Source organism: Streptomyces sp. LARHCF249 (genome assembly GCF_052871255.1).
Genome location: NZ_JBIXJQ010000004.1, coordinates 462,880 through 488,372 on the forward strand (window position 1 = coordinate 462,880; position 25,493 = coordinate 488,372).

22 protein-coding genes and 3 pseudogenes are annotated in these 25,493 nt (G+C 69.4%); 14 read left to right on the forward strand and 11 right to left on the reverse strand.

Annotated elements, in window-relative coordinates:
* Positions 1-25 precede the first annotated feature (25 nt).
* On the forward strand, positions 26-745 hold the full coding sequence (locus ACIPUC_RS13860; protein ID WP_446589433.1) for a DUF4386 domain-containing protein: 720 nt from the start codon (positions 26-28) through the stop codon (positions 743-745).
* Positions 746-944: 199 nt separating this feature from the next.
* Here the strand turns inward: ACIPUC_RS13860 and ACIPUC_RS13865 are convergent, their stop codons facing one another.
* Both ACIPUC_RS13865 and ACIPUC_RS13870 read right to left on the reverse strand, forming a co-directional pair.
* Positions 945-1,811 (reverse strand): NmrA family NAD(P)-binding protein, encoded by an 867-nt coding sequence (locus ACIPUC_RS13865; protein ID WP_446589435.1) that lies wholly within the window; start codon positions 1,809-1,811, stop codon positions 945-947.
* Positions 1,808-2,236, reverse strand: coding sequence for a nuclear transport factor 2 family protein (locus ACIPUC_RS13870; RefSeq protein ID WP_446589437.1), 429 nt, complete (start codon positions 2,234-2,236; stop codon positions 1,808-1,810). Before ACIPUC_RS13870 ends, ACIPUC_RS13865 begins: the two co-directional genes overlap by 4 nt.
* 92 nt (positions 2,237-2,328) lie before the next feature.
* Here ACIPUC_RS13870 and ACIPUC_RS13875 point away from each other — a divergent pair, with 92 nt between their 5' ends.
* Both ACIPUC_RS13875 and ACIPUC_RS13880 read left to right on the forward strand, forming a co-directional pair.
* Entirely contained in the window at positions 2,329-2,937 is a 609-nt protein-coding gene (locus ACIPUC_RS13875) for a TetR/AcrR family transcriptional regulator (protein ID WP_446589439.1), read from the forward strand.
* A gap of 258 nt (positions 2,938-3,195) precedes the next feature.
* Positions 3,196-3,471: a hypothetical protein gene (locus ACIPUC_RS13880; RefSeq protein ID WP_446589440.1), complete on the forward strand. Its 276-nt coding sequence runs from the start codon at positions 3,196-3,198 to the stop codon at positions 3,469-3,471.
* 133 nt (positions 3,472-3,604) lie between these two features.
* Here the strand turns inward: ACIPUC_RS13880 and ACIPUC_RS13885 are convergent.
* The 7 genes and pseudogenes from ACIPUC_RS13885 to ACIPUC_RS13915 form a co-directional block, all read right to left on the reverse strand.
* Positions 3,605-3,860 (reverse strand): annotated as a pseudogene (locus ACIPUC_RS13885) (NF041680 family putative transposase); the annotation flags it as partial.
* Positions 3,861-3,901: 41 nt separating this feature from the next.
* Positions 3,902-4,168, reverse strand: coding sequence for a hypothetical protein (locus ACIPUC_RS13890; protein ID WP_446589442.1), 267 nt, complete (start codon positions 4,166-4,168; stop codon positions 3,902-3,904).
* Between the two features lie 516 nt (positions 4,169-4,684).
* The gene (locus tag ACIPUC_RS13895; RefSeq protein ID WP_446589443.1) at positions 4,685-5,986 is read right to left on the reverse strand and encodes an RICIN domain-containing protein; all 1,302 of its coding nucleotides are present in this window, start codon (positions 5,984-5,986) and stop codon (positions 4,685-4,687) included.
* Between the two features lie 94 nt (positions 5,987-6,080).
* A complete protein-coding gene (locus tag ACIPUC_RS13900) occupies positions 6,081-7,523 on the reverse strand; it encodes an endo-1,4-beta-xylanase (protein ID WP_446589445.1) in 1,443 nt (480 codons plus the stop codon).
* A gap of 614 nt (positions 7,524-8,137) precedes the next feature.
* Entirely contained in the window at positions 8,138-9,604 is a 1,467-nt protein-coding gene (locus tag ACIPUC_RS13905) for a family 43 glycosylhydrolase (RefSeq protein WP_446589446.1), read from the reverse strand.
* A complete protein-coding gene (locus ACIPUC_RS13910; protein WP_446589447.1) occupies positions 9,601-11,820 on the reverse strand; it encodes a glycoside hydrolase family 3 N-terminal domain-containing protein in 2,220 nt (739 codons plus the stop codon). Before ACIPUC_RS13910 ends, ACIPUC_RS13905 begins: the two co-directional genes overlap by 4 nt.
* A gap of 9 nt (positions 11,821-11,829) precedes the next feature.
* Positions 11,830-12,843, reverse strand: coding sequence for a LacI family DNA-binding transcriptional regulator (locus ACIPUC_RS13915; RefSeq protein WP_446589448.1), 1,014 nt, complete (start codon positions 12,841-12,843; stop codon positions 11,830-11,832).
* 234 nt (positions 12,844-13,077) lie between these two features.
* Here ACIPUC_RS13915 and ACIPUC_RS13920 point away from each other — a divergent pair, with 234 nt between their 5' ends.
* The 9 genes from ACIPUC_RS13920 (at position 13,078) to ACIPUC_RS13960 (ending at position 22,777) form a co-directional block, all read left to right on the forward strand.
* Positions 13,078-14,370: an extracellular solute-binding protein gene (locus tag ACIPUC_RS13920; RefSeq protein ID WP_446589450.1), complete on the forward strand. Its 1,293-nt coding sequence runs from the start codon at positions 13,078-13,080 to the stop codon at positions 14,368-14,370.
* 85 nt (positions 14,371-14,455) lie between these two features.
* On the forward strand, positions 14,456-15,352 hold the full coding sequence (locus ACIPUC_RS13925; RefSeq protein ID WP_446589722.1) for a carbohydrate ABC transporter permease: 897 nt from the start codon (positions 14,456-14,458) through the stop codon (positions 15,350-15,352).
* Positions 15,349-16,179 carry a carbohydrate ABC transporter permease gene (locus ACIPUC_RS13930; RefSeq protein WP_446589452.1) on the forward strand — a complete coding sequence of 277 codons (831 nt, stop codon included), beginning with the start codon at positions 15,349-15,351 and terminating at the stop codon, positions 16,177-16,179. The genes ACIPUC_RS13925 and ACIPUC_RS13930 overlap by 4 nt, the downstream gene beginning before the upstream one ends.
* 36 nt (positions 16,180-16,215) lie before the next feature.
* Positions 16,216-17,592: a glycoside hydrolase family 30 protein gene (locus tag ACIPUC_RS13935; RefSeq protein ID WP_446589454.1), complete on the forward strand. Its 1,377-nt coding sequence runs from the start codon at positions 16,216-16,218 to the stop codon at positions 17,590-17,592.
* Between the two features lie 29 nt (positions 17,593-17,621).
* Entirely contained in the window at positions 17,622-18,662 is a 1,041-nt protein-coding gene (locus ACIPUC_RS13940) for an endo-1,4-beta-xylanase (RefSeq protein WP_446589455.1), read from the forward strand.
* Entirely contained in the window at positions 18,659-19,705 is a 1,047-nt protein-coding gene (locus ACIPUC_RS13945; RefSeq protein WP_446589456.1) for a Gfo/Idh/MocA family protein, read from the forward strand. The genes ACIPUC_RS13940 and ACIPUC_RS13945 overlap by 4 nt, the downstream gene beginning before the upstream one ends.
* Complete coding sequence (locus ACIPUC_RS13950; RefSeq protein ID WP_446589457.1) at positions 19,702-20,562, forward strand: DUF6807 domain-containing protein; 861 nt, start codon at positions 19,702-19,704, stop codon at positions 20,560-20,562. Before ACIPUC_RS13945 ends, ACIPUC_RS13950 begins: the two co-directional genes overlap by 4 nt.
* Complete coding sequence (locus ACIPUC_RS13955; protein WP_446589459.1) at positions 20,559-21,302, forward strand: cupin domain-containing protein; 744 nt, start codon at positions 20,559-20,561, stop codon at positions 21,300-21,302. Before ACIPUC_RS13950 ends, ACIPUC_RS13955 begins: the two co-directional genes overlap by 4 nt.
* On the forward strand, positions 21,302-22,777 hold the full coding sequence (locus tag ACIPUC_RS13960; RefSeq protein ID WP_446589461.1) for a non-reducing end alpha-L-arabinofuranosidase family hydrolase: 1,476 nt from the start codon (positions 21,302-21,304) through the stop codon (positions 22,775-22,777). Before ACIPUC_RS13955 ends, ACIPUC_RS13960 begins: the two co-directional genes overlap by 1 nt.
* 131 nt (positions 22,778-22,908) lie before the next feature.
* Here ACIPUC_RS13960 and ACIPUC_RS13965 read toward each other — a convergent pair.
* Positions 22,909-23,211, reverse strand: a pseudogene (locus ACIPUC_RS13965) (DUF418 domain-containing protein); the annotation flags it as partial.
* On the opposite strand from ACIPUC_RS13965, the pseudogene ACIPUC_RS13970 reads away from it, so the two are divergent.
* Positions 23,211-23,376 (forward strand): annotated as a pseudogene (locus ACIPUC_RS13970) (IS481 family transposase); the annotation flags it as partial. The pseudogenes ACIPUC_RS13965 and ACIPUC_RS13970 sit on opposite strands and share 1 nt — an antisense overlap.
* A 183-nt stretch (positions 23,377-23,559) precedes the next feature.
* Here the strand turns inward: ACIPUC_RS13970 and ACIPUC_RS13975 are convergent.
* A complete protein-coding gene (locus ACIPUC_RS13975) occupies positions 23,560-24,816 on the reverse strand; it encodes a DUF6923 family protein (RefSeq protein WP_446589462.1) in 1,257 nt (418 codons plus the stop codon).
* A gap of 272 nt (positions 24,817-25,088) precedes the next feature.
* Here ACIPUC_RS13975 and ACIPUC_RS13980 point away from each other — a divergent pair, with 272 nt between their 5' ends.
* Entirely contained in the window at positions 25,089-25,490 is a 402-nt protein-coding gene (locus ACIPUC_RS13980; RefSeq protein WP_446589463.1) for a hypothetical protein, read from the forward strand.
* The last annotated feature ends 3 nt before the right edge of the window (positions 25,491-25,493 follow it).

The window sequence follows — 25,493 nt, forward strand, 5'->3', positions numbered from 1 at the left end:
CTGCCGAGCGAGGGGTACCGAGTAGATGAGTCCGGACCGGAGAACCGCGGTGGCCGCCGGGTCGCTGTTCCTGCTGACCGAGGTCGCCGCGATAGCCGGGGCGGTTCTCTACCGCCCCCTGCTGGGCGCGGCGGACGGCCGGCTCGCACAGGGCGCCGACACATCGGCGCTGCTCGGAGTGCTCTGCGAGGTGGTGCTGGTGGTGGCGGTGACCGGTACCGGGGCGGCGCTGTTCCCCGTCCTGCGGCGCCACGGCGAGGGGCTCGCGCTCGGGTACGCCTTCGGGCGGCTGCTGGAGGCGGCCGTCATCGCCCTCGGGATCGTCGCCGTCCTGGCGCTCGTCACCCTGCGGCGGGACGCGGGGGCGGCGGGCGGCGCCGACGTCGCGCTGGCGGCCGTGCACGACTGGACATTCCTCCTCGGGCCCAACATCGCCCTCGGCTTGAACACCGTCCTGCTTGCGTACCTGGCGTACCGCGCACGGCTCGTACCGCGCTTCATCGCCGTGCTCGGGCTGGTCGGCGGGCCGCTGATCTGCGCCTCGGCCGTCGCCGTGATGTTCGGGGCCTACACGCAGCTCTCGGTGGCGGGGGCGGCCGCCGCGCTCCCGGTGTTCGCGTGGGAGCTGGCGCTGGCCGGGTGGCTGATCGTCAGGGGGTTCGAGCCCGGCTCGGCCGCCCTATCGCGGGCAGACGGAGACGTGCCTGATCCGGCAGTGTCCGTCGGTAAGGCCGACCGAGCTTGACGTGTCCCTCTATGCCCATCCGGGATGCCGAGATGCAGAGGAACCGGAGGGGTGGACATGGCTGAGCGTTAGAGCGGCACCGTGAAGTGGTTCAGCGATGAGAAGGGTTCGGCTTCACCCCCGAGAGTGGCGGCGGGCGCCTGCCCGCATCTCGCGTCCCCCTGCCGACGCTGACCAGCCCGTACTTCGTCGCCATCGCCTACGGGGCGGGGCTGGTCTCCGCCACCGCCTGAAGCTCTCGTTCCGCAACTGTCAGGAATCCGTGCGGCGGGCGGCCGGTGAGGCGTTGGACGGTGTCGGTGGTGCGGTCCTCGGCTCCGTCGGCGATTGCGCGGTCCATGGCAGCCAGCATGGCTGCGAACTCCGGCGGTATCGATGCGGCCAGACGGTCGCGCATGTCGTCGTAGGTCAGGTGGTGGTGTAGGACGGGGCGGCCGGTGACCCGGGTGACGATCGCGGCGATGTCGTCGTGGCTGAGTGCCTCCGGTCCGGTCAGGATCAGGTCGGCATTGGGCGCCCGGTCGTCCGTCAGGGCGTGTACGGCAGCGGCGGCGATGTCGTGGGCGTCGACGAATCCGACCCGGCCGGTGCCGGCCGCGGTCCGGATGATCCCGTCATTGCGGATGCTGTCGGCGTGGGCGTGCGTGCCGGTGAAGTTCTGCATGAACCAGGAAGGCCGCAGGACCGCCCACTGGTCGAACAGGCCGGGCAGGGCCTGGTGCACCGCCCCCACCGCCGGGCCGCCCTCCGGGATCGCCGAGGAGCTGAGGAGAACAGCGCGGCGTACGTCGGCGGCGCGGGCCTGTTGCATGAACGGCAGCATGACCGCGGCCGGGTCCGGGTCGCCGACGGGCGGGACGAGGTAGACGCGGCCGACTCCGTCGAGGGCATCGCCGAAGGTGGCGGGGTCGTACCAGTCGAAGCGGACCGGTTCCGCGCCCGGGAGCGGGGTGGCTCGACGGCTGGCGGCCTTCACACGGTGGCCGGCGGCGATCAGCTGCGCGGTGGTGCGGCTTCCGGTGGTGCCGGTGGCGCCGATGACAAGAGTGGTTCCAGTGAGGGTCATCGGGCGTTGCTTCCCCTGTAGTCCATCCCGGGTATCTGGACGGCGAGGGGGTTCCAGTAGTCGCGGTAGGAGGTGAAGCGTCCGTCCTGGACGGTCACGACAGCGATGTAGGCCATGTCGAAGGGGCCGCCTGTCTCGACCAAACGGCCCACGCCGCGCATCTCGACCACGATGGTCCCCGGGTCGGTGCTCTCGTGGATCCGCACGTCGGGGAAGTCGTGAAGGTCGATGTGGTCGGGGTAGTCGCGCATGTAGGCGGCGATGGCCTCCCGGCCCTCCAGCCGTTCGGGCCGGCCCGGGGGCGCGAAGGGGAACTCCATCACGCCGTGGTCGGCCCACAGGCTGACCCATCCGGACATGTTCTTGTCCAGGAGCAGGCGCAGGCTGTGGCGGAACAGGTCCGCGGGTGAGGGGGTTGCGGGCATGAGAGTCTCCGTCCCGTACGATACGGACCAGCGGTCCGCTTCTTCCGTGAAAGATACGGACCGCCGGTCCGTATCGCAACCGGAGGATCTCGATGCCCGAACGCAGCCCACGCAAGGACGCGGCCCGTAACCGGGCAGCCGTCTTCGCTGCCGCCGACGCCCTCTTCACTCACTGCCAGAGCCCCGAGGACGTGACCATGGCCGACATCGCGGCAGCAGCGGGCGTCGGTAAGGGAACGCTGTTCCGCGCCTTCGGCGACCGCACCGGGCTGATCAGCGCGCTGTACGAGGCGCGGCTCGAACCGATCAGCAACGCTGTCGAAGGGGGTCCGCCACCGCTGGGGCCTGCCACCCCGCCGCTCCAGCGCGTGCCGGCCCTACTCGACGCCGTACTGTGCTTCAAGCTCGACAACCGCCACCTCGCCACGGCCCTGGAGGGGACCGGCGCGGACAGTCCCTACCGGACCGCGCACTACGAGCGGTGGCACGCCCTGCTTCGGGACCTGTTGGAGCAGATCCCGGGGGCGGCTGACACCGGCTTCACGGCCCACGCCCTGCTCGCCGCCACCCGCGCCGACCTCGTCGCCTACCTCGCCGGCGACAAGGGCGTGCCCCGCGAGGAACTGCGCCGGCAATTGGCGGAGTTCATCGCCGGGATCCTCGATACCCGCGCTCGACGAGGTTCGGCCGCCGAACACTGAGGCCGTCGGCGGCGCCGCGAGTTGAGGAACACCCTGCAGGACTGGCGGGGGAGCCGGCGCGGACGCGGGGATCGCCGTCCGTCATATCGTCTCGGTCCGCAGGCCGGAGCCTCGCGGTCCAGCGCACGGCGAGCTCGTTGCGAGACCCAGGGGGGCCACTCCCAAAGGCAGTTCGTGGCCCGAGGTCGCTGTGGGGACCGAGCGAGGTTTTGAGAGGGCATGACCGACCTCGGGCTGACGCTGAGTAGGGTTGTGGCCATGACCAAGGCACGGGGGCGATGGCCCAAGGTGGACCCGGACAGCGGCGTCGAGGACGTTACGCTCGTCATCCTGGAATGGCTGGGCGAGCAGGGTGTGGGCGCGATGATCCGGGTCGATGCGGAGCGAATGCGTGACGGCCTGCCGGCATGGACCTTCGCTGCCCACGGCGGACCGCTTCCCGTGGGGATGAAAGTCGATGGGGACTCGATCGCCGAGTGTATGGAGAGGGCACTGCTGCGACTTCGAGAGGCCGGACTGGCCGTTCCCTTCTGAGGCCGTGCTCAAGGACTGGTCGAGCCGATCCCCTGCCTGTGCTGTCGCCTTCCCATAGCGGTGGGTCCCTGATGTCACCGCCTTCCCGGTGCCCCGGGTCACGGACGTTGTCGAAGACGAACTGGCCGCCACTCGTGGGCCGGCGCATGACCCGGTCCGAGCGTGTCCGTCCGAGGCCCACCAGCGGCGATCTGGCGCTCGACCACTTCGCGTACCTGGGCGATCGTGAGGGCGGCGCTGTCCGCGCCCGGGCCGGTGCGCACGGCATCCGGTGCTCGTTCTTTCCCACCCGTAGGTGTGGCAGAACGAGCGGTCCGGCGCGGTCGAGGCGTCCGGCCGCAGCCAGGGGCTGACATCGACAGCCAGACCAACCGGCCGTCTGGCGCTTTCGACGCGATCGCCCACCGCATGCACCCGGCGGCTTCGCTGCCTATGTCACTTCGTCGCGGATGGCGTTGCGGTGTTGCTCATAGACGAGCCGCGCATCATCGCTCGGGAGTGCCTCGCTGACGAGGCCGCAGGCACACGTCACGACGGTGAGGCCCGACGGACTGCGCAGGGTGTTCCCTTCAGGGCTGGTCCAGGCTTTACCGGCCGGGTTCTCATACCGGAGGTTGTGGCGGTACTGGGGCTTGCGGGTATGACTCGGGGTGCAGCCGATGCTGGTCTGGTCAACGGTGAAGTGGTTCTCGCTCATGGCTACAGTGTGGCCGCCTGCCGGCGATCAGCCGGGGTCCGGATGCGGTCGGTTGCGGGATTTATTTAGCCGCCGGTTCTCCGTCGGGAGTGGCAGGCACTCCGATCGATGGTGGTGTCGGCAGGGCAGCACGTGGAGCCTCGCGCAGTTCGAACCCGTTCTGGAGAAGATCCGCGTGCCCCGCATCGGGCCGTCACCGGATCGGAAGCGGCCCGCTCCGAGCTGTCTGGGCCGTCCACCTTGCGGGAGCGTGCGGGGAAAGCGGCGGCGGGAGGCCTGATGGCGGCGCCGTCTGAACGCAGGTTTCCGCTGCCGCGCACGCATCGACGATCAGTCAGGTCGTAGACCACTGCGCCGGCAGCCCGCACCACCGCCGCCACAGCCGTCGTGGCAGCCATCGTCATGGCCGCCCTCGCCCCCGCTCATGCTGAAAGAGCTCCTCCGTCCGTCAGCCTGAGATGGACGACGACGGAGTGGAGCCGGGATCATCCTGGCTCCACTCCATGGTGCGGGGTGTCACTGGAACTGTGCGAAGAACCTCCAGATCTCTCCCTTGGTCCAGGTGGCGACGCCGCTCTCGTTGGGGGAGCCGTCGACCGGACCGGGTATGTGGCCTCCGCCGAACGCGGCCCATTGGACGGGGTACCCGGCACGGCAGCCCGAGTAGGTGGTGGTGATGTGCGTCCGGCTTCCCGGCGCCGGCTCACGCGGGCTCTGGGCAGTGCAGCCGTTGTTGCTGACGAATCTGTCGCGCAGGGACCGTCCCTGCGCGATGTTGAGGACGGAGTCGCTGATGCCGTGGATTCCGAAGTAGGCGATGGGCTGGGTGCCGCCGCTGCATCCGCTGATCTGGCCGCCTGAGATGACCGCGACTGCCCTGAACACGTTCGCCCGGGAGCATGCGAGTGCGTGGCTCATACCGCCGCCCCAGCTGAATCCCGTGGCGAACCGCTGAGCCGTGTTGACGCAGAGGCCGCCCTCGATGCGCCGGATCATGTCGTCGACGAAGGTGACGTCCTCACCGCCCGAATTGGCCCAGCCGTTGCCGAGGCCCTGCGGGGCGACGAGGATCGCACTGTTGTTGGACTGTTCCTGCTGGCCGTAGTACGACCAGGCGGTTCCGCTCGTTCCGCCCGAGGCGACGTCGCCGGCGGTTCCGCCCCGCCAGTGGAACGCGAAGATCAGCCGGTAGGGGTGGCTGTTGTTGTAGTTGCCGGGAACCCTGAGGATGAAGCTGCGGCTCTTACCGCTGCTCTGAATCGTGTGCGTACCGCTCGCCAGGGTCGGGGCGCTGCCGCATGCGCTGCCGCCACCGGACGACAGCTTGATCATCTGCCATTGCTGGTTGGCGCCGCCCCAGTCGCTGTACTGGACGACGTTGCCGCCGTCGGCGGTGGAGGCGCCCTGCACTTCCACGGCCTTGCCGCTGTTGCGGTTGATCAGCCGGACGTGGCCCGCGTCGGAGTCGGCCAGGCGGAACTGCTGGTTGGTCCCGTTGGCGTCGGCCCACTGGGCGATCGCGGCACCGTCGGCGGTCGAGGCGCCGGCCACGTCGAGGACCTTGCCCGAATGCCGGGCCCTGAGCCGGTAGAAGCCACCGCCGGAATCCACGAACTGCCACTGCTGGTTGGCTCCGTCGCTGCGCGTCCACTGGCCGACCCGCGCGCCGTCGGCGGTGGACACGCCGTAGACGTCCAGCGCCTTGCCGCTGTTGCGATTGACCAGGACGTACCAGGCACTGGTGTCCACCGTCGCCGCCTGGGCGGGCGCCGGGTTCACCGCGACCAGCATGCCGATCGCGAGGGTCGCCGCCATCACGACGGCTAACCGGGACCACCAGCGATGTCTTTGTGGAGGGGCGGGGGGAGCCGCACCGCAGGTCTTCATCGGTTCACCCTTTCGCTGTGGCAGGTCAGGTGCGGGTCCAGCGTTGGTTGCTGCCGTTCGAGCAGGAGTAGAGCTGGATCAGGGTGCCGTTGGCGGTGCCGTTGGCGGCGGCGTCCAGGCAGAGGCCGGACTGGACGCCGACGATGGATCCGTCGGCGTTGAGGCGCCACTTCTGGTTGTCGCCACCCCAGCAGCTGTAGATCTGGACTTTGGCGCCGTTGCCGGTGCCGGCGGCGTCCAGGCACTTGTTGCCGTAGACCCTGAGCTCGCCTCCGGCGGTGGCGGTCCACTGCTGGTTGGTGCGGTTGTTGCAGTCCCACAGGTTGAGCTGGGTGCCGTCGGCGGTGCTGGCGCCGGGCACGTCCAGGCAGCGGCCCGAACCGACGCCCTTGATCTGTCCAGAACCGGGCGAGGGGGTCGGAGTGGGGGTGGGGGAGGCGGCGTTGAGTGCGTTGAGGACCGAGGTGTAGGCGGGCTTTTTGCTGCCGTCGCCGTTGAACAGCAGCGGCGAGTGCTCCGGTCGCCAGGAGTCGGTGTCGCGCACACCCCAGACGGTGATGCCGAGGCAGCGCGGGACGGCCAGGCAGTCGTTGGTCACGTTGGCGTAGGTCGTGCCCGAGGCGCCCTGGATGTCGAGTTCGGTGATGGCCACATCGACGCCGAGGGCGGCGAAGCTCTGCAGGGTGGTGCGGAAGTTGCTGTTGTAGGGGCTGTCGCTGTTGAAGTGCGACTGGAAGCCGACGCAGTCGATCGGCACGCCGCGCTGCTTGAAGTCCCGGACCATGGCGTACATGGCCTGGGTTTTCGCCCACGTCCAGTTCTCGACGTTGTAGTCGTTGTAGCAGAGCTTGGCGGCCGGGTCGGCGGCGCGCGCGGTGCGGAAGGCGACCTCGATCCAGTCGTTGCCGGTGCGCTGCAGGTTGGAGTCGCGCCGGGCTCCCGAGGTGCCGTCGGCGAAGGCCTCGTTCACGACGTCCCACTGGACGATCTTGCCCTTGTAGTGGGCCATCACGCCGTTGATGTGATTGGTCATCGCCTGGCGCAGCGTGCTGCCGCTGAGGCTCTGCATCCAGCCGGGCTGCTGGGAGTGCCAGGCCAGGGTGTGGCCGCGCACCTGCTTGCCGTTCTGCACCGCCCAGTTGTAGACGCGGTCACCGGCCGCGAAGTTGAACTGGCCCCGCTGGGGTTCGGTGGCGTCGATCTTCATCTCGTTCTCGGCCGTCACCGAGTTGAACTCGCGGCCCGCGATCGTCGTGTACGCCGAGTCGTTGAGCCTGCCCGAGGCGATGGCGGTGCCGAAGTAACGGCCGCTCTGCGCCGCCGCGCTGCCGAGCGTGCTCTCGGCGGCGTGGGAAGTCAGCGGCGCCACCAGCGCGGCGGCCGAACCGAGGATGCCGACGACCAGGGCCATACACAGACCGCCGATCTTCCGGCGGACGGGGGGTGGGGGAATGGCATGTGAGCCCATGAATGAGCCTCCAGGAGGGAAATCACGGAAGGATTTGAGCGCGGCAGAGTGAACCCCCGTTAGCGACGCCCACTTCCATTGACAAAGGACGCTCACCATCAGGGCGTAACGATCCAAGGCCGGCACCCAGCACCCGGACAGGCGGGCGACGCCGCCTCGGGCCTCAGTCTGGAAACCCGGCCGAAACATGTCAAGAGTTTCGAAAGGATTTCGAGAATCCTCTCCTCTGGGTAACCCCGTAGCCGCTTTCCACTGTGCAAGGGTCATCGAAAGTATTTCGATGGGGGAACCCGGGCCGAGCGCGGAAAGGCGGCTTTGAGGAGGGAGATCCCTCTGGGCCGCCGATATCCGCGGGAACGCGGGTGACCGGCTCGAGCCGGCGCGCACGTCCCCCTCGGACATGACGGATGCCGAGTGGGCTGCCGTACACGGTCGGCTACCTGGTCGCGGGCGGCATCACGCGGCGGGCGATGCCCGCCGACGTTCCCGGCTCGGACCGAGTCCATGCCTTTGGGCCGCGCCGGCGCGACAAGGATTGGATCGCCGAGTTCCACGACCGGCTGCGCGACCGGGTCCGCCGGGCCGTCGGCGGGATCCAACACCGGCCGCGGGCGTCATCGACGCTGGTGTCCAGGCGGTTCCCGCCGGCTCGGGTACGTGATGTCGAACCACGTGAAGTGGGCTTGGCTGGTGGAGGGGCGGCCGTTGGAGGTGGCGTAGAGGCCGAGCTGGATGCTGGTGAACAGCGGGGTGAGGAAGGTGGCTTCGACGGTGGCCAGGTCCTGCCAGGCGCCGTCGGGTGCCGCGTGGGCGAAGGTGTGGCTGAAGCCGCGGATGCGGACTCCCAGGCGAACGGGGCCCGGGGAGAGGGGAATGCCGGCCAGGACCTCGGGCCCGTGGCGGAGGCTGAGTCCTTCCGTGGTGCGGAGGAAGAGGAGGTGGGTGTCGTCGTCGAGGACTACGGCGAGCCCTGCCTGTTCGTCCGGCCCGGCAGGGGTGAAGTGCAGTTCGGTGGAGACGTCGCAGTCGGGCTGTTCCTGCGGGCGGGCCAGGAGGGAGGGGACGGTGCGTTCGCCGAGGCGTTCGGGGCGGAGCTGGAGGCGGAGCCCGTCACCGGTGGTCCAGAACGGCGCGGGTGGGGTGCGCAGGGTGCTCCAGTCGGCGGAGAGGGTGGCGAAGCCGTCGTGGAGGGGGCGGCGAAGGCCGGTGTGCACGACGGGGGAGAAGACCGGCCAGCCGTCGTCCCAAGTGATCCAGCTGAGGAAGGTCTCGCGGCCGAGGGCGGAGCCCGGGCGGACGCCCAGGAGGACGGCCCGCCAGTCGCCGTACGGGGTTTGGACGAGGTCGGCGTGCCCGGTGCAGGTGACCGGGCCCTTGGCGGGCGGTAGCACCGGGTTGCCGGGGGCGCCCTCGTAGGGGCCGGTCACGCGGTCGGCGCGGGCGGCCACGACGCTGTGGTCCACATCGGTGCCGCCCTCGGCGGTGAGCAGTAGATAGGTTCCGTCGATCTTGTAGAGGTGCGGGGCCTCCGCCCATCGGGCGCCCGGGTGGCTTCCCGACCACAGGACGTACTCGGGTCCCGTCAGCCGTCGTTCGAGGGGAAGGTATTCGCGCATCCAGATCTCGGTGCGGCCGGCGGCCACGTCCAGCACGCGGGCGGCGGTGAACCAGGCCCGGCCGTCGCTGTCCGGCCCGTCGTCGAAGAACAGCGACGGGTCGAAGCCCTCGCCGTCCAGCCAGTGCGGCTGCGACCACGGCCCCGCCGGGTCGGTCGCCGTGACGACGAAATGCCCGGGGCCGTCCATCAGCGTGCAGACGAGATGGAAGACCCCGTCATGGTGCCGGATCGTCGGTGCGAACAGGCCGCGTGAGGGCTCGCACCCGTCGAGGTCGAGCTGGGAGGCCCGGTCGAGCGCGGAGCCGAGGCGCCGCCAGTTCACGAGATCGCGGCTGTGGAACACGGGAAGGCCCGGGAACCATTCGAAGCTGGACGTCACCAGGTAGTAGTCCGCTCCCACTCGGCAGACTGACGGGTCGGGCCGGAACCCGGGCAGCACGGGATCACCGAACAACGCGGTCATGGCACCGGGACGATCTCGACCGGCACCGACAGCACCCGGTCGGCCGCCGGGTGACGTACGGGGCCGTCCAGCGTGAAGGAGCCCTGGAGCGGGAGATCGCCGCTGGACCGTCCGACGGCCACGCCGATCTCCCCGGGCTCCACCCTCCTCCGCAGGTCGAGCCCGGTGAAGGAGGTCCGGTCGGCATGGACGGAGAAGGTGATCCGGGCGGCCTCGCCCGGCTGCAGCTCCACCCGGGCGAATCCGGCGAGCCACCGCTGCGGCCGGACGACGGACGCCACGGGGTCCGAGAGGTACAGCTGGACCACCTCGGTACCGGCCACCTCGCCGACGTTGCGTGCGGTGACCGAAACGGCGACGACCCCGTCCGTCGCGGCGACGGGATCCACCGAGAGCTCCGAGCAGGTGAAGCTGGTCCAGCTCAGCCCGTGTCCGAAGGGGAACAGCGGGGTCGGGTCCACCGAGCTCCAGTCGGTGTGCCCGCCGAGCCTGGCGTGCAGGTAGGTGCCGGGCTGGCCGCCGACCTGGCGGGGGATGGAGACGGGCAGCCGCCCGGAGGGTTCCGCGGCCCCGCTGATGATCCGGGCCAGCGCCGTCCCGCCCTCCTCGCCGGGGAAGAAGGCCTGCACCACCGCCGAGGCGCGCTCGGCCAGTGTGCCGAGCGCGTAGGGCCGTCCCGAGACGAGGACCAGGACGGTCGGCACCCCGGAGTCCAGGACCGCGGAGGCGAGTGCGGCCTGGTCGCCGGGCAGGTCGAGGGTCTCGGCGTCGCAGCCCTCTCCGGAGGTGCCCCGCCCGAACATGCCGGCCCGGTCCCCGAGCACCAGCACGTTCACGTCCGGGTCGTCCGCGGTGACCGTGAACCCGGCCGCGGTGAGCGCCTCGCCGAGCGTCGGTATCTCCAGCCCGAGGTCGCCGGGCAGCGCGACGTGGTTGGGGAAGGAGTAGCAGCCGAGGAAGGACTGGGGGTCGTCGGCGTACGGCCCGCTGACCGCGACGCGGCACGGCCGCAGCGGCAGGATGCCGTCGTTGGCGAGCAGCACGGTGGACCGTTCGGCCAGGAGCCTGGCCAGTGCCCGGTTCTCCGGCGGGTCGAGGTCGACCGGCTCGGCTTTGACGGGTTCCCAGTCGGGGTCGAGCAGGCCGAGTTCGGCCTTCTGCAGCAGGACCCGTTCCGCGGCCCGGTCGATGAGCTCCTCGGGTACGCCTCCTGACCGCACGAGTTCGGTCAGCGGCTCGCCGTAGCAGCGGGCCGTGGGCAGCTCGACGTCGATTCCGGCGGTCAACGCCAGCGCGCCGGCCGCGCCGCGCGATCCGGTGACGCCGTGCCGGGTCTCCAGGAACGAGATGGCGTAGTAGTCGGCGACGACCACACCGCTGAAACCGAGCTCACCCCTGAGCAGTTCGGTCAGCAGCCGTTCGTCGGCGGCCACCGGGACGCCGTCCACGTCGGTGTAGCTGTTCATCACCGACCGGGCGCCTCCCTCGCGCAGTGCCCGTACGAAGGGCTCGACCAGTACGTCGGCGAACTCGCGCGGCCCCGAGGCGACGGGGGCCATGTTCCGGCCGCCGCGCGAGGCCGAGTACCCGGCGAAGTGCTTGAGCGTCGCCACGATCCCGGCGCCTTCCAAGCCCTGCACATAGGCGGTGCCGATCGCTCCGACGAGATAGGGATCCTCGCCGATGCACTCCTCGGTCCTGCCCCACCGGTAGTCGCGGACCACGTCGAGCACCGGAGCCAGCCCTTGGTGGACGCCGACCCGCCGCATCCCCGCGCCGATGGCTGCGGCCATCTGGCGCACGAGGCCGGGATCGAAGGACGCCCCCCAGGCCAGCGGCCCGGGGAAGACCGTCGCCCCGAACGTCATGAACCCGGTCAGGCACTCCTCGTGAGCGACCGCCGGGATCCCGAACCGGCCGGATCCCGTCACCTGCCGCTGGAGCGAGGCGAGCCGCTCCATCCCGGCTTCTGCGGTGATCGGCGCGGTGCCGTACACCCGGGTGAGCTGGCCGAGCCCGTGGGCGACGATGTCGTCGAGGCCGGGCGCGGACTCGCCGGAATCGTCCTCCATCGGCGCGACCGGTGTCCCGGGATCCGATGGCAGCGCCCAGAAGCCGGCGAGCTGACCCGCCTTCTCTTCCAGCGTCATCCGTTTCAGCAGATCGGCGACCCGCGCGGACGCGGGCAGGAGGGGGTCACGCCAGGGCTCGGTCAAGGAGTTCTCCTAGTGACGGGGCGGGGCGGTGGAGAGCCGGACCTTGAGCTCGGTCGAGAGCTCCATCCGGGGGCTGACCAGGGGCTGGTCGTCCAGGAGCTGGAAAAGCGTGCGGGCGGCGAGCCGGCCCATCTCCTCCAGCGGCTGGCGCACCGTCGTCAGCGGCGGTGACAGCCATTCGCACATCGGCAGGTCGTCGAAGCCGACCACGCTGAGGTCCTGCGGGATGCTCAGCCCGCCCTGCCGGGCGGCTTCATAGACGCCCATCGCCTGCTGGTCGCTGCCGGCGAAGATGGCGGTCGGCGGCTCGGGGAGGGCGAGCAGTTCCCGGGCGCGCTGGAACCCGCCCTCGTGCTGGAAGTCGCCGAACCGGATCAGGTCGCGGTCGACCTCGATCCCGGCCCGCTCCAGCGCGGCCCGGTACCCGTCGATGCGGGCCTGGCTGCAGAGCATCTCCTTGCGCCCGCCGATCGTGGCGATCCGGCGGTGCCCCAGCTCCAGCAGGTGCTCGGTGGCGGCGAGGCCGCCCGCCCAGTTGGTGGCGCCGATGCTCGGCACGCCGTTGCCCGGCAGGTCGATCGGGTCGATGACGACCAGCGCCACCCCGGCCTGTTCGACCTGGGCGCGCTGGGCTTGGGTGACCGAGGCGGTGACGAGGATGACGCCGTCGCTGTGGTGCAGGACCGGCAGTGCGGCCCAGCTCGACGGCGTGGCCTCGCCCGGCGGGACGAGCGACACGACGGTGCCGACGCTCCGCTGGGCGCACTCGGCCTCGACGCCGCGCAGTATCTCCACCGCCCACGCGCTGTCCAGACCGCCGATGATCAAGTCGACCAGGCCCGACCTGCGGGCCCTGCCCTGCCTGCCGGGGTGGAGGTAGTTGTGAGACCGCAGCAGGCCCTCGATCCGTTCGCGTGTCGAGGGTGCGACATCGGAGCGGCCGTTGATCACCTTGGACACGGTGGCCTGGGAGACCCCCGCCTCCGCGGCGATGACGGCCAGGGTCGGACGCTGCTCGCTCAACTTCTCTCCTCTGCGTGGACGCCTTGAGCTGGCGACAAGTATCGCAAACTTTCGAAGAGTTTCCGGTCGGCGCGACCTGGTTGTCAAGCTCAAAGAGAGCTGCTGTTTGTGGATAAGTCGGTGAGAGGCCTTGACCGAAGGGCCCCACGTTCCTAGTTTATGGCCTCACAGAATTCGAGAGTGTTACGAAATGTTTTCGACCGCGAACCGGCATTCCCACTCCCCGGAGGTCCCATGGCCAGCACCCCCCCGAGCCGACGAAGCTTCCTGGCGCTCTCGGGCCTGACCGCTCTGTCCGTCTCGCTGACCGCGGCCTGCGGCGGTGGCGACTCCGGCGACAAGCGGGCGGCCGACGGCAAGGTGACCTTCGCGTGGTGGAACATCGCCACGACGGAACCGGGCAAGTCCCTCTTCCCGGAGATCTCCTCGGCGTTCACGGCCGCTCACCCGAACATCACGATCAAGACGACCTCGTTGGAGAACGAGGCGTTCAAGTCCAAGCTGACCGCCACCACCTCTTCGGGCAAGCTCCCCGACGTCTTCCAGACCTGGGGCGGCGGCGTGCTGCAGCAGCAGGTCGACGCGGGGCTGGTCGAGGACCTCACCGACGTGTTCGGCTGGTCGTCCGAGCTCACCCCGGTCTCGCTGCAGGCCTACCAGTTCGAGGGCCGGACCTACGGGGTGCCCTACGACGTCGGCATGGTCGGCTTCTGGTACAACAAGAAGCTCTTCGCCAAGGCCGGGATCACCGCTCCGCCGGCCACCTGGGCCGAGCTCCTCGAAGACGTCAAGAAGCTCAAGGCGGCGGGCGTCACTCCGATCGCCCTCGCGGGCAAGGAGAAATGGCCGGGGCACTACTACTGGGCCTACCTCGCGATGCGCGTCGCGGGCCTCCCCGCGCTGCAGCAGGCCGCGACCACCAAGGACTTCACCGGCGCCGGCTTCGTCCAGGCGGGCGCCCACCTCAAGGAGCTGGTCGACCTCCAGCCGTTCCAGACGGCCTTCCTCGGCGCCGGCTACGCCACCCCCGGCGGCCAGGCCGCGACCATGGGCAACGGCAAGGCCGCCATGGAGCTGATGGGCCAGTGGGGACCGTCGGTGCAGAAGGACGCGGGCGCCGACCTCGGAGCGGACCTGGGCTTCTTCCCCTTCCCGACGGTCGACGGCGGTGTCGGCCAGGTCTCCGAGGTGTTCGGCGGTGGCGGCGGCTTCGCGCTGCGCAAGGGCGCCCCGAAGGAGGCGCTGGACTTCCTGAAGTTCTTCGTTCTGGAGAACGAGTCCAAGCTGCTGGCCTCCAACGGCTTCCTGCCGGTGGTCAAGGGCGCGGAGAGCCAGCTCGCCGACGCCAACAGGAAGGTGGTGGCCGACAGTCTGGTCAAGGCGACGGGCTTCCAGCTCTTCCTCGACCAGGCCTACCCGCCGGCCGTCGGCCAGGAGATCAACGACAGCGTCGCCGACCTCATCGCGGGCAAGAAGACGCCCGAGCAGGTCACCAAGTCGATAACCGAGGCTGCGAAGGGTGCCTAGCTCCGTGTCCACCCCGACCAAGGAGCGGAGGCAGGACGCCGTTCCGGTGCGCCCGCCCGCCCCGGAACGGTCGCTCCTGCGCGGGTTGGGAAGCTGGGCGTCCGTCGCCTGGTTCCTCGTCCCGGCTCTGGTCCTCTTCCTCGTATTCGTCCTCGCCCCGATCGCCGTCGCCGTCTACACCGGCTTCTTCCAGTGGGGCGGGGTCGGCCCCATGGACGACTTCGTCGGCTTCGAGAACTACGCCAAGCTGTTCGGCGATCAGGTCTTCCTCGGCGATCTGGAGCGCGGGCTGTACCTGATCGCCCTGTCGATCACGGTGCAGTTGCCGTTCGCGCTGTTCACCGCGGTCCTGCTCAACCAGAGGCTGCGCGGCCGGGCCGTCTACCGGATGCTGTTCTTCGCGCCGTACATCCTGTCCGAGGTGGTCACGGCGGTCCTCTTCGCGATGATCTTCCTTCCCGGTGACGGCATGGCCGACCATCTCGCCGGCGCCCTCGGCCTGGAGGGGCTGCAGGGCAAGTGGCTCGCCGATCCCTCGACGGTCATGCCGAGCCTGTTCGTGGTCATGACCTGGAAGTACTTCGGCTTCCACATGATGCTCTTCCTCGCCGGGCTGCAGAGCATCCCAAAGGAGATCCTCGAGGCCGCCTCCATCGACGGCGCCGGCGCCTGGCAGCGCTTCCGGCACGTGACCCTGCCGCTGCTCGGCCCGACGATCCGGATCAGCGTCTTCCTTTCGATCATCGGGGCCATCCAGCTCTTCGACCTCGTCTGGGTCATGACCGCGGGCGGGCCCAACCACTCCTCCGAGACGATGGCGATCTCGATGTTCCAGTTCGGGTTCAAGCGCTACCAGGTCGGCTACGCCAGTGCGATCAGCGTGGTGCTGTTCATGATCAGTCTGGTCTTCTCCCTCTTCTACCAGCGTTACGTGCTCCGCCGTGACCTGAGCGGGGCCGTCACCTCGGGAGGCGGTCGATGAACGCCCGCAGGGCGGCACGCGGCCTGTCGCTGCACGCCGTGGTCTGGCTGATCGGCGCGTTCGTCGTCGTGCCGCTGATCTACGCCGTGATCTCCGGGTTCAAGAGCACCGGAGAGCTGACGACCAACCCGTTCGGGCTGCCGGAGCACTGGAAGACCGGCAACTACACCGGCATTCTCGGCGACGGAATGTTCTGGCGGCAGATCGCCAACAGCGCGGGCATCGCGATCGGTACGACGTGCTGCACGGTGGCGGTCTCCGCGATGGCGGCGTTCGTGCTGGCCCGCTACGCCTTCCGGGGCAGGGAGCTGTTCTACACGCTGTTCACGATCGGGCTGATGTTCCCGTTCGCGGTGGCCGTCCTGCCGTTGTTCCTGCTGCTGCGCAACTTCGACCTGCTCGACAACCCGCTCGGAGTGATCCTCCCGCAGGCCGCCTTCGGGCTGCCCATGACGATCATCATTCTGCGCGGCTTCTTCCGGACCGTCCCGGCAGAGGTCGAGGAGGCGGCCATCATGGACGGCTGCGGCAAGTTCCGCTTCTTCTGGAAGATCCTGCTGCCGATGGCGCGTCCGGCGCTCGGCACGGTTTCGGTGCTGGCGATCGTCGCGAGCTGGAACAACTTCTTCCTGCCGCTGCTGGTGTTCAACGATCCGAAATGGCAGACGATCCCGGTCGGCGTCCAGCAGTTCCAGGGCCAGTACTCGACCGACTACGCGCTCGTCCTCGCCTACATCGTGCTCGCCATGGTCCCCGCCCTCGCCTTCTACGCCGTCGCCGAGCGGCAGTTGATCGGCGGCCTCACCGCGGGCGCCACCAAGGGCTGACCCGTCCCGCGTGACCTCCACCCCCGAGGAGACCTCTTGAAACGCCTGATCGCACTGACACTGCCATTGTTGTTAGCGCTAACATCACAGGCCGTAGCCACCCCCGCACGACACGGCATCGACTTCCGCGCCGAGCTCCAGCCCATTGACGGATTCGGCTTCTCGATGGCCTTCCAGCGGGCCGACCTGCTGCACGGCGCGCGCGGCCTCAGCCCGGCCAAGCAGCGCGAGGTGCTCGACCTGCTGCTCAGCAAGGACAAGGGCGCGGGCCTTTCGATCCTGCGCCTGGGCATCGGGTCGTCGACCGACAAGGTGTACGACCACATGCCGACGATCCTGCCGGCCGATCCCGGCGGGCCGGACGCCACGCCGAAGTACGTCTGGGACGGCTGGGACGGCGGCCAGGTCTGGCTCGCCAAGGAGGCCAAGGCCTACGGCGTCAAACGGTTCTTCGCCGACGCCTGGAGCGCCCCCGCCTTCATGAAGACCAACGGAAGCGAGAACGACGGCGGCGAGCTGCGGCCCGAATGGCGTCAGGCCTACGCGAACTACCTCGTCCAGTACGCGGAGTTCTACCGGCAGGAAGGCATCGGGATCACCGACGTGGGGTTCACCAACGAACCCGACTGGACGGCGACCTACGCCTCGATGCGGTTCACCCCGCAGCAGGCCGTCGACTTCCTCAAGGTGCTCGGGCCGACCGTCCGCGCGTCCGGATTGAAGACCGGCGTGGTCTGCTGCGACGCCGCGGGCTGGGACCGGCAGGTCGCCTACACCGAGGCCATCGAGGCGGACCCCGCGGCCGGCAAGGTCGTGCGGACCATCACCGGACACCGCTACAGCGGTCCGACCGAGGTCCCGCAACCGACCGACAAACACGTGTGGATGTCGGAATGGTCGCCGGACGGCACCACCTGGAACGAGAACTGGGACGACGGCAGCGGCTACGACGGTCTCACCGTCGCGGCCGACATCCAGAACACCCTGACCGTCGGCAACGCCAATGCCTACGTCTACTGGACCGGCGCGTCCCTCGGCACGACCCGAGGGCTCATCCAGCTCGCCGACCCCGGTGACGACTACCGGGTGTCCAAACGGTACTGGGCGCTGGCCGCCTTCAGCCGGTTCATCCGCCCCGGCGCCGTCCGCGTGCCGGTCACGAACGCCGACCCGGCACTGAAGATCACGGCCTTCCGCAACACCGACGGCAGCCGCGTGATCGAAATCCTCAACACCGCGACCACCGAAAGCTCCGCCGAGTTCTCTCTTCGCGGCGGGCATGACCGGCACCCCGACGGCTACGTCACCGACGAGACCCGCTCGATCACCCCGGCCGACATCGTCTCCACGCACGGCACGACCCTCACGGCGACGCTCGCCCCGCGCGCGCTGACCACGATCGTCCTCGACTGAACCGCCCACCACCCGAGGAGTAGCCCGCCATGTCCATGTCCCGGATTCTCACCGCCCTGTCCGCCGCCGTCTGCCTCTCGGCCGGTCTCGCCGCCGCGCCCGCAGCCGCCGAGCCCCGGCCCAGGACGCTCGGCGAACTGGCCAAGAAGCACCACAAGTACTTCGGCTCCGCCACCGACAACCCCGAGTTCACCGACGCCGCCTATCTGAAGCTCCTCGGCAGCGAATTCGGGCAGACCACCCCCGGCAACGCCATGAAGTGGTACGCCACCGAGCCAGAGCGCGGCGTCTTCGACTTCACCGCCGCCGACGAGGTCGTCGATTTCGCCGAGGCCCACCACCAGAAGGTCCGCGGCCACACCCTCATCTGGCACAACCAGCTCCCCGCCTGGCTCACCGAGGGCACCTGGACCGCCGACGAGCTGCGCGCCATCCTCAAGAACCACATACAGAAGGTGGTCCGGCACTACAAGGGCCAGGTGATCCACTGGGACGTCGTCAACGAGGCCTTCAACGAAGACGGCACCTACCGCGAGACGCTCTTCTACAAGACGCTCGGCCCCGGCTACATCGCCGACGCCCTGCGCTGGGCCCACGAGGCCGACCGGCACGCCAAGCTGTACCTCAACGACTACAACGTCGACGGGATCGGCCCCAAGAGCAACGCCTATTACACGCTGATCAAGCAGTTGAAGGCCGACGGCGTACCCGTGGAGGGCTTCGGCATCCAGGGCCATCTGGCGCTCCAGTACGGCTTCCCCTCCGACGTCCAGCAGAACATGCAGCGCTTCGCCGACCTCGGGGTCGAGGTCGCGATCACCGAGCTCGACATCCGCATGAACCTGCCCGCGACCCAGGAGAAGCTCGCCACCCAGGCCACCTGGTACGCCGACTACGTCAAGGCCTGCCTGGCGGTCAAGAAATGCGTCGGCATCACCATCTGGGACTACACGGACAAGTACTCGTGGATCCCCTCCGTCTTCCCCGGTGAGGGCGCTGCGCTGCCCTACGACGAGAACCTGCTGCCCAAGCCCGCCTATCACTCGATCAAGGAGGTGCTGGGCGGATGATACGAACGGCCATCGTCGGAACGGGCGGGATCGCGGGCATCTGCCACGTTCCCGCCCTCCGGGCGCAGGCGCACCGGGCCGAGATCGTGGCAGCCGTCGACGTGGACGCCGTGCGCGCCGAGGTGTTCGCGGCCGAACACGGCATTCCCGCGGTCTACACCGACCTGCACACGATGCTCGATGAGCAGAGGCCGGACCTCGTGCACCTGTGCACGCCCCCGTTCCTGCACGCCGACCAGGCCGTGGCCTGTCTGGAGTCGGAGGCCTGGGTGTGGTGCGAGAAGCCGGTGGCGCTGTCGCTGGCCGAGCTCGACCGGATCCGCGGCGCCGAAGGGCCCGCCGCCGCGGGCGCGGTGTTCCAGCACAGGTACGGTTCGGGAGCCCGGTACTTGCGCGACCGGATCGCGGCCGGGGCGCTGGGCCGTCCGCTGGTCGCGCAGTGCGTCACGGCGTGGTACCGCGACGAGGCCTACTACGACGTGCCCTGGCGCGGCACGTGGGAGAGCGAAGGCGGCGGCCCGACGCTGGGCCACGGCATCCACCAGATGGACCTGATGCTCGCGGTGCTCGGCGAATGGGCCGAGGTACGCGCGATGGCCGGCCGCCTCGAGCGCGACGTCCAGACCGAGGACGTGTCCGCGGCCCTGGTCCGGTTCGACAACGGAGCCATCGCGACGGTCGTCAACAGCGTCCTTTCCCCGCGCGAGGAGAGCTACCTGCGGTTCGATCTCACCGACGCCACGGTCGAGCTGCGGCACCTGTACGGCTACTCCAACGCGGACTGGACGTTCACCACCAGCTCGCCCAGCGCGAAGTGGGAGCCGCCGGACGACCTGCCCAGCTCGCACACCGCCCAGCTCGCAGCCTTCCTGGACGGCTACGAGGCGGGGATCCGGCCCGACCTCGGCAGATCCACCATGGAACTGGTCACCGCCCTGTACAAGGCGGCGATCACCGGCCTGCCGGTCCGGCGCGGAGAGATCGACGCGGCCGACCCGTTCTACGGCTCGCTCAACGGAGGGCGCCCGGAGGTGTTCCGATGACGTTCCAACTCCTCGAGAACGAGGACTCGCTGACCGTCCGAACTCGCGACGTCGACCTCTTCCGGTACGTGCACCGGCCGGTCATGGACCCCTTCGAGGCGCCGAAGCCCTACCTGCATCCGGTGCGCACGCTCGCCGGCGACGTGGTCACCGGGTACCGGCCGCACGACCACCGCTGGCACAAGGGCGTCCAGATCACGGCGTCGTGGGTGTCGGGGCAGAACTTCTGGGGCGGCGGAACCTACCTGCGCGGCGAGGGCTACGTGGACCTGCCGAACCTCGGCACGATGCGCAGCCTCACCGTGTCCGCCGAAACGGGCCACGGCCGGGCAGTGATCACCGAGAACCTGGCCTGGCACACGATGGCGGGGGAGCACTGGATCGACGAGAGCCGCACGCTGACCGCACACGCCGTCGAGGCCGACTCCTGGACCCTGGACATCACCACCGCGCTGACCAACGTCCTCGACACCGATCTGGTGTTCGGCAGCCCCGGCACACAGGGCAGAAAGCTCGCCGGATACTCCGGCATGTTCTGGCGCGGCCCGCGCGACTTCACCGGCGGAGACGTGATCGGCCCCGCGATGGGAGAGCAGGGCGACTGGCTGGCCTTCATCGGCACGCACGACGAGGTCGACCGCTCCTCCACGCTCCTCTTCCTGGACGATCCGGACGCCCCCTGCCACTGGTTCGTCCGCAGTGAGCCCATCCCCGCCGTCAACCCGTCTCTGGCGTTCGACAAGGAACTGCCGCTGGCCCCGGGCGACACCCTGGCACGCCGCTACCGGATCGTCGTGGCCGACGGCGCATGGACCCCCGGACGCCTGTCCCGCCACATAGCGGACCACCCGTGGTGACCGCGCTCCCCGGCGGCGTGGGGATCTCCGGGTTGACCGTGTACGACTGGGAGGCCGCCGACGGGCTGTGCGGCGGCACACCCCACATGCACCTCGTCTGCTCCGAAGCCTACGTCGTCATCGGCGGCGCGGGCAGCGTCCAGACGCTCACCACCTCCGGCTTCGCCGACACCCCTCTGCACCCAGGCGACGTCGTCTGGTTCACCCCCGGCACGATCCACCGCCTCGTCAACGACGGCGGCCTGCGCCTCGTGGTGCTCATGCAGAACAGCGGACTCCCCGAGGCGGGCGACGCCGTCTTCACCTTCCCTGCTCCCGTGCTGGCCGATCCCCACGCCTACCGGAGGGCGGCCGCCCTGACCGGCGACCATTCCGCGGCAGCGCGCCGCCGCCGCGACCTGGCACTCGAGGGTTTCCTGGCCTTGCGCGAAGGCGGGCTGCAGGAGTTCCACATCGCGGCCCACCGCCTGAAAAGAGAGCTCCTGGACGCCTGGTGGCTCCGCTGGCGTGACGGCCCCCTGGCCGCAGCCGTCACGACCGGCCGTCAGCTGGAACGGCTGAAGGTCGGCGACCTCTCCCACCTCGACCACGGCGAAGTGTCACGACTGCAGCGCCCGGAGCACCAGCGCTTCGGCATGTGCGGCCGCCTTCACACCTATCCCGTCCCCGACCCCCCGACGCGGCCGCTCCGCGGTCCGTCGGGGTCACCTCACCTCCGTCCCCCGAAGGAGCTCTTCTGATGCGGTTTCGCCATCCACCCCTGGTCCTGAGTCTCGTACTCGCGGTCCTGTCGTCCTTGCTGCTCGGGGCCACTCTCCTCGGTGCCCCGCCCGCCGCCGCGGCGACCGTCGACCCCAACGCCTCGTATGTGCTGGTCAACCGCAACAGCGGTAAGGCCCTGGACGTCTACAATCTGGCGACCAACGACGGCGCGCGCATCACCCAGTGGACCAGGAACGATCAGAACCAGCAGCAGTGGCAGTTCGTCGACTCCGGCGGCGGTTACTACCGCATCAAGTCCCGCCACTCCGGCAAGGTGCTGGACGTCCAGAACAGGTCCACCGCCAACGGCGGCCCGATCGTCCAGTGGACCGACCTGAACGCCACCAACCAGCAGTGGCGGCTGGCCGACAGCTCGGACGGCTACGTGAGGTTCATCGCGCGCCACAGCAACAAGGCCCTCGAAGTACAAGGCGGCTCCACCGCCGACAACGCGAACATCGTCCAGTACGACGACTGGGGCGGCACCAACCAGCAGTGGCAGCTCGTCAAGGTCGGCGCCGGCAACCCCGGCCAGTGCGCTCTTCCGTCGACGTACCGCTGGACCTCGACGGGCGCGCTGGCGCAGCCCAAGGCCGGGTGGGCCTCGCTCAAGGACTTCACCGTCGCCCCCTACAACGGCAAGCAGCTCGTCTATGCGACGACGCACGGCGCCGCGGGAACGGGAGCGGGCTGGGGTTCGATGAACTTCGGCCTGTTCACCAACTGGTCGGAGATGGCCTCGACCAGCCAGAACACGATGTCGAACTCCGTCGTCGCGCCCACGCTCTTCTACTTCGCGCCGAAGAACATCTGGGTGCTCGCCTACCAGTGGGGAGGCGGGAGCGCCTTCTCCTACCGGACGTCGAGCGACCCCTCCAACCCCAATGGCTGGTCCGCACAGCAGGTGCTCTTCACCGGAAGCATCACCGGCTCCACCACAGGCCCCATCGACCAGACGCTCATCGCCGACGGCACGAACATGTACCTGTTCTTCGCCGGTGACAACGGCAAGATCTACCGGGCCAGCATGCCGATCGGGAACTTCCCGAGCAGTTTCGGCTCGACCTACACAACGATCATGAGCGATACGACGAACAACCTGTTCGAAGCGCCGCAGGTCTACAAGCTCCAGGGCCAGGACCGCTACCTCATGATCGTCGAGGCGATCGGCTCGCAGGGCCGCTACTTCCGCTCGTTCACGGCCACCAGTCTGAACGGCTCATGGACACCCCAGGCCGCGACCGAGAGCAACCCCTTCGCCGGCAAGGCCAACAGCGGCGCCACCTGGACCAACGACATCAGCCATGGCGAACTGATCCGCACCAGCGCCGATCAGACCTTTACCGTCGATCCCTGCAACCTGCAGTTCCTCTACCAGGGACGCGACCCCAACTCCGGCGGCGAATACGGCCAGTGGCCCTACCGGCCGGGTCTGCTGTCACTGCAGCGCTAACGACGTGACACCGGCCCGGCTCCGGAGCGGAGCCGGCGTGGGGGGGGGGGGGGATGGCCGCCCCCGCCCGGGTCACGCGAAAACGTCGACACAGGTGGCCGGGCAGGAGGACGAGCCAACCCGGCCGTACCTCAGCGGATGGAGTCGGAGGGTTTGGTGGCGGCGTTGAGCAGATACTCCAGCGGTCCGCGGCGGAAGAAGCGGGACCAGAGCGCGGCGAACACGGTCGCCCCGAGGATGAACGTCAGTACGGGCCCCCAGGACACCTGGCTGCTTTCGCCGGTCGGTATGCCCACCGCGGACTGTACGACGAAGTGGCCGACATAGGCCGTCAGGGACATGGCGCCCACGGCGACGACCGGCTTCGCCAGGCGGTGCAGGAGCGGCAGACGGTCCATCAGCACCGTCGCGCACCCGATCACGAGGATCGCGACGGGTCCGCCGCTGGCGGGCCGAGGGCGACGCAGGCCTGACTGACCGCTCCAGCAGGCCCCGCACGACCCTCACCCCACGTGTGCCGGGGTCGAGGCCCAGGTCTGCCGGCTGGACCGGCCGGAAACTCGGTCCGGCTCGGCATCGGGCCGGTCCTAGGTCGTCCCTTTCGGATCTTGCCGGTTAAGCCCGCGTCGTCCGGTGCCGTGCCTCAGCGCGCTGCCGGGCGGCGTGGGTCAGGCAAGATCCGGAAGAGACGGCCTAGCGCCGGCAGGCACGCACGCGCACCGGCGCCGCCGGGACCCCGGCCGAAGGGGCCCCGGCGGCGTGGCGAGCCGCATGTCACCGCACTACCGGGCGCTGTCCCCCGGCGTGATGAGGGTGGACGCGGTGTCCCTGTCGTTCTGCTTGTGCGGGTCCTTGTCGTCGCCGTAGACCGTGGCGGTGTTCTCCACGGTGGTGGGCTCCAGGACGGAGGCCGCGGTGCCGGTCACCTCGATCTCGACCTTGTCGCCCTTCTCCAGCGGACCACCCGTGCAGGAGAGGAGGCCGTCGGCGATCTCGCACCCTTCGGTCGAGGTGGAGGGCGACTGGAGCTCCGCCGGGAGGTCGTCGGTCAGGGACCAGCCGGAGGAGTCGCCCGTGCCCTTACCCCTGTCCTTGTCCTTGTCCTTGCCCTTCTCCCTCTCGTCCTTGCTCACGTTCTTCACCGTGATGCGGTAGGTGATCCCGCCGCCCGACGTGACTTCCCTGGGGGCTCGCTTGTGCACCGCGAGGTCGGCCTTGGAGTCGAGGAAGCAGGAGGTGGCGTCGAGGTTCACCAGCTCCTGGTCAGGGACCTGGTCCTGCGTCGACAGGATGGTGAACTCGGGGTCGGCGGAGGTCGCGTTCTTCACGTGCACCCGGAAGAGCTCTCCGTTTGAATTCCGGAAGAATCCGAGATCGCCGTTGCCGTAGACGAAGACGCCACCGAAGTCCGAACCGCCCGGAAGGACACCGGGGAAGAAGTCGATGTCCCCGTTGGAGACGCGGATGCGCGCGATGGCGCCGTCGTCGGTCGAGCCCCACAGGAATCCGTCGCGGAACGCGATGTCGAAGATGTCGAGTTCCGGGTCCGACAGCTCCGGAACGTCGATGGAGCCCGTGACCGAGCGGGACTTTACGTCTACCTTGTAGATCGTCGGCGTATCGTCCGCCAGGATGTAGTAGTTGCCCTCGTCGTCGAACGTGCCCGAGATGTAGAGGGCTTCCGGCAGGCCGGAAATGGGACCGAGTTTGGTGAAGTCGCCATTGCGGTCGAAGCGGACCAGGTCGTTGTTCGCGTTGCCGAACGTGGTCCCGTAGAGGAAGCGGTCGTTCGGGTTCACGCCGATGGCGTTGTAGAGGAACGGCGGCTGGCTGCCCAGCGCCGTGAACTGGTACGTTCCGGCCCCTCTGTCGGCGGTGTAGAGCTGGTCTGCGGGGTTGCCGAACGAGGCGTAGACCTTCCCGTCGCAGTCAACGCCCTTCTCCTTGTGCGGCTGCTGCGCGACAGCGGGCGCGGGGGCCGGGGCGGCACCGGCTGGTGACGCCGGCAGGCCGGCAGCGAGTCCTGCGACGATTCCCACCGCACTCAGTGCGGAAAGGGCGCACAGTCGCCGCTTTCCGTGGTTCGGCCCGTTCGTTCCTCGACGAATCACGAACATGCACCTTTCACGATCAAGGCGGATGTGACGGACAAGGATCAGCACAGGGAATGTCGGGTCGAATGACGCGGCTCGGGCTTTGAGGAGGAGTTCGCTCCAATGCACCAGGGAAAGACCCGGGTGTTTTTCGGATCATCGGAACGTCCGCCTGGCCGCGTCGCCGGCCGGCGGACCGGCCTGTTTGAATGGGTCCGGTGAACGTGATCGAGATCGTGGTGGTCGTCCTCGGCGCCGCGGGAGCCGGGTGGCTCCTGCGGCGCAAGCACCTCGCGCGGGTGGCCGCCGGGCCCGTGGCCGGGATCCCCGGCATGGCGCGCCGGCCCGCAGGTGAGGGGCGCTGGCGGGCGGGCCGGCTGTACGCGGACCAGGGCGAGGGCGCGGCCCGCTGGGTCCCGGCGCGGGGCGAGCCCCTGCCGCTGCCGGGCGGCCGCGCCACCGGCGTGCGGGCCCCGTCCGTGAAGGAGGGGATCTCCATCAACCCCGGGTCGCGGATCGTCGCGTGCGCGTACGAGGGCGGCGGGAGCATGGAGATCGCCGTCATGCCGATGGACCTGCGGGAGCTGCTCGTGGCGCTCCCGCAGGAAGAGGCGGCCTAGGAC

Excerpts from the sequence above, each read along its gene's own strand:
- ACIPUC_RS13860 (WP_446589433.1), top strand. The coding sequence starts at position 26 with ATGAGTCCGGACCGGAGAACCGCGGTGGCCGCCGGGTCGCTGTTCCTG.
- ACIPUC_RS13865 (WP_446589435.1), bottom strand. The coding sequence starts at position 1,811 with ATGACCCTCACTGGAACCACTCTTGTCATCGGCGCCACCGGCACCACC.
- ACIPUC_RS13870 (WP_446589437.1), bottom strand. The coding sequence starts at position 2,236 with ATGCCCGCAACCCCCTCACCCGCGGACCTGTTCCGCCACAGCCTGCGC.
- ACIPUC_RS13875 (WP_446589439.1), top strand. The coding sequence starts at position 2,329 with ATGCCCGAACGCAGCCCACGCAAGGACGCGGCCCGTAACCGGGCAGCC.
- ACIPUC_RS13880 (WP_446589440.1), top strand. The coding sequence starts at position 3,196 with ATGACCAAGGCACGGGGGCGATGGCCCAAGGTGGACCCGGACAGCGGC.
- ACIPUC_RS13890 (WP_446589442.1), bottom strand. The coding sequence starts at position 4,168 with ATGAGCGAGAACCACTTCACCGTTGACCAGACCAGCATCGGCTGCACC.
- ACIPUC_RS13900 (WP_446589445.1), bottom strand. The coding sequence starts at position 7,523 with ATGGGCTCACATGCCATTCCCCCACCCCCCGTCCGCCGGAAGATCGGC.
- ACIPUC_RS13905 (WP_446589446.1), bottom strand. The coding sequence starts at position 9,604 with ATGACCGCGTTGTTCGGTGATCCCGTGCTGCCCGGGTTCCGGCCCGAC.
- ACIPUC_RS13920 (WP_446589450.1), top strand. The coding sequence starts at position 13,078 with ATGGCCAGCACCCCCCCGAGCCGACGAAGCTTCCTGGCGCTCTCGGGC.
- ACIPUC_RS13930 (WP_446589452.1), top strand. The coding sequence starts at position 15,349 with ATGAACGCCCGCAGGGCGGCACGCGGCCTGTCGCTGCACGCCGTGGTC.
- ACIPUC_RS13940 (WP_446589455.1), top strand. The coding sequence starts at position 17,622 with ATGTCCATGTCCCGGATTCTCACCGCCCTGTCCGCCGCCGTCTGCCTC.
- ACIPUC_RS13945 (WP_446589456.1), top strand. The coding sequence starts at position 18,659 with ATGATACGAACGGCCATCGTCGGAACGGGCGGGATCGCGGGCATCTGC.
- ACIPUC_RS13950 (WP_446589457.1), top strand. The coding sequence starts at position 19,702 with ATGACGTTCCAACTCCTCGAGAACGAGGACTCGCTGACCGTCCGAACT.
- ACIPUC_RS13960 (WP_446589461.1), top strand. The coding sequence starts at position 21,302 with ATGCGGTTTCGCCATCCACCCCTGGTCCTGAGTCTCGTACTCGCGGTC.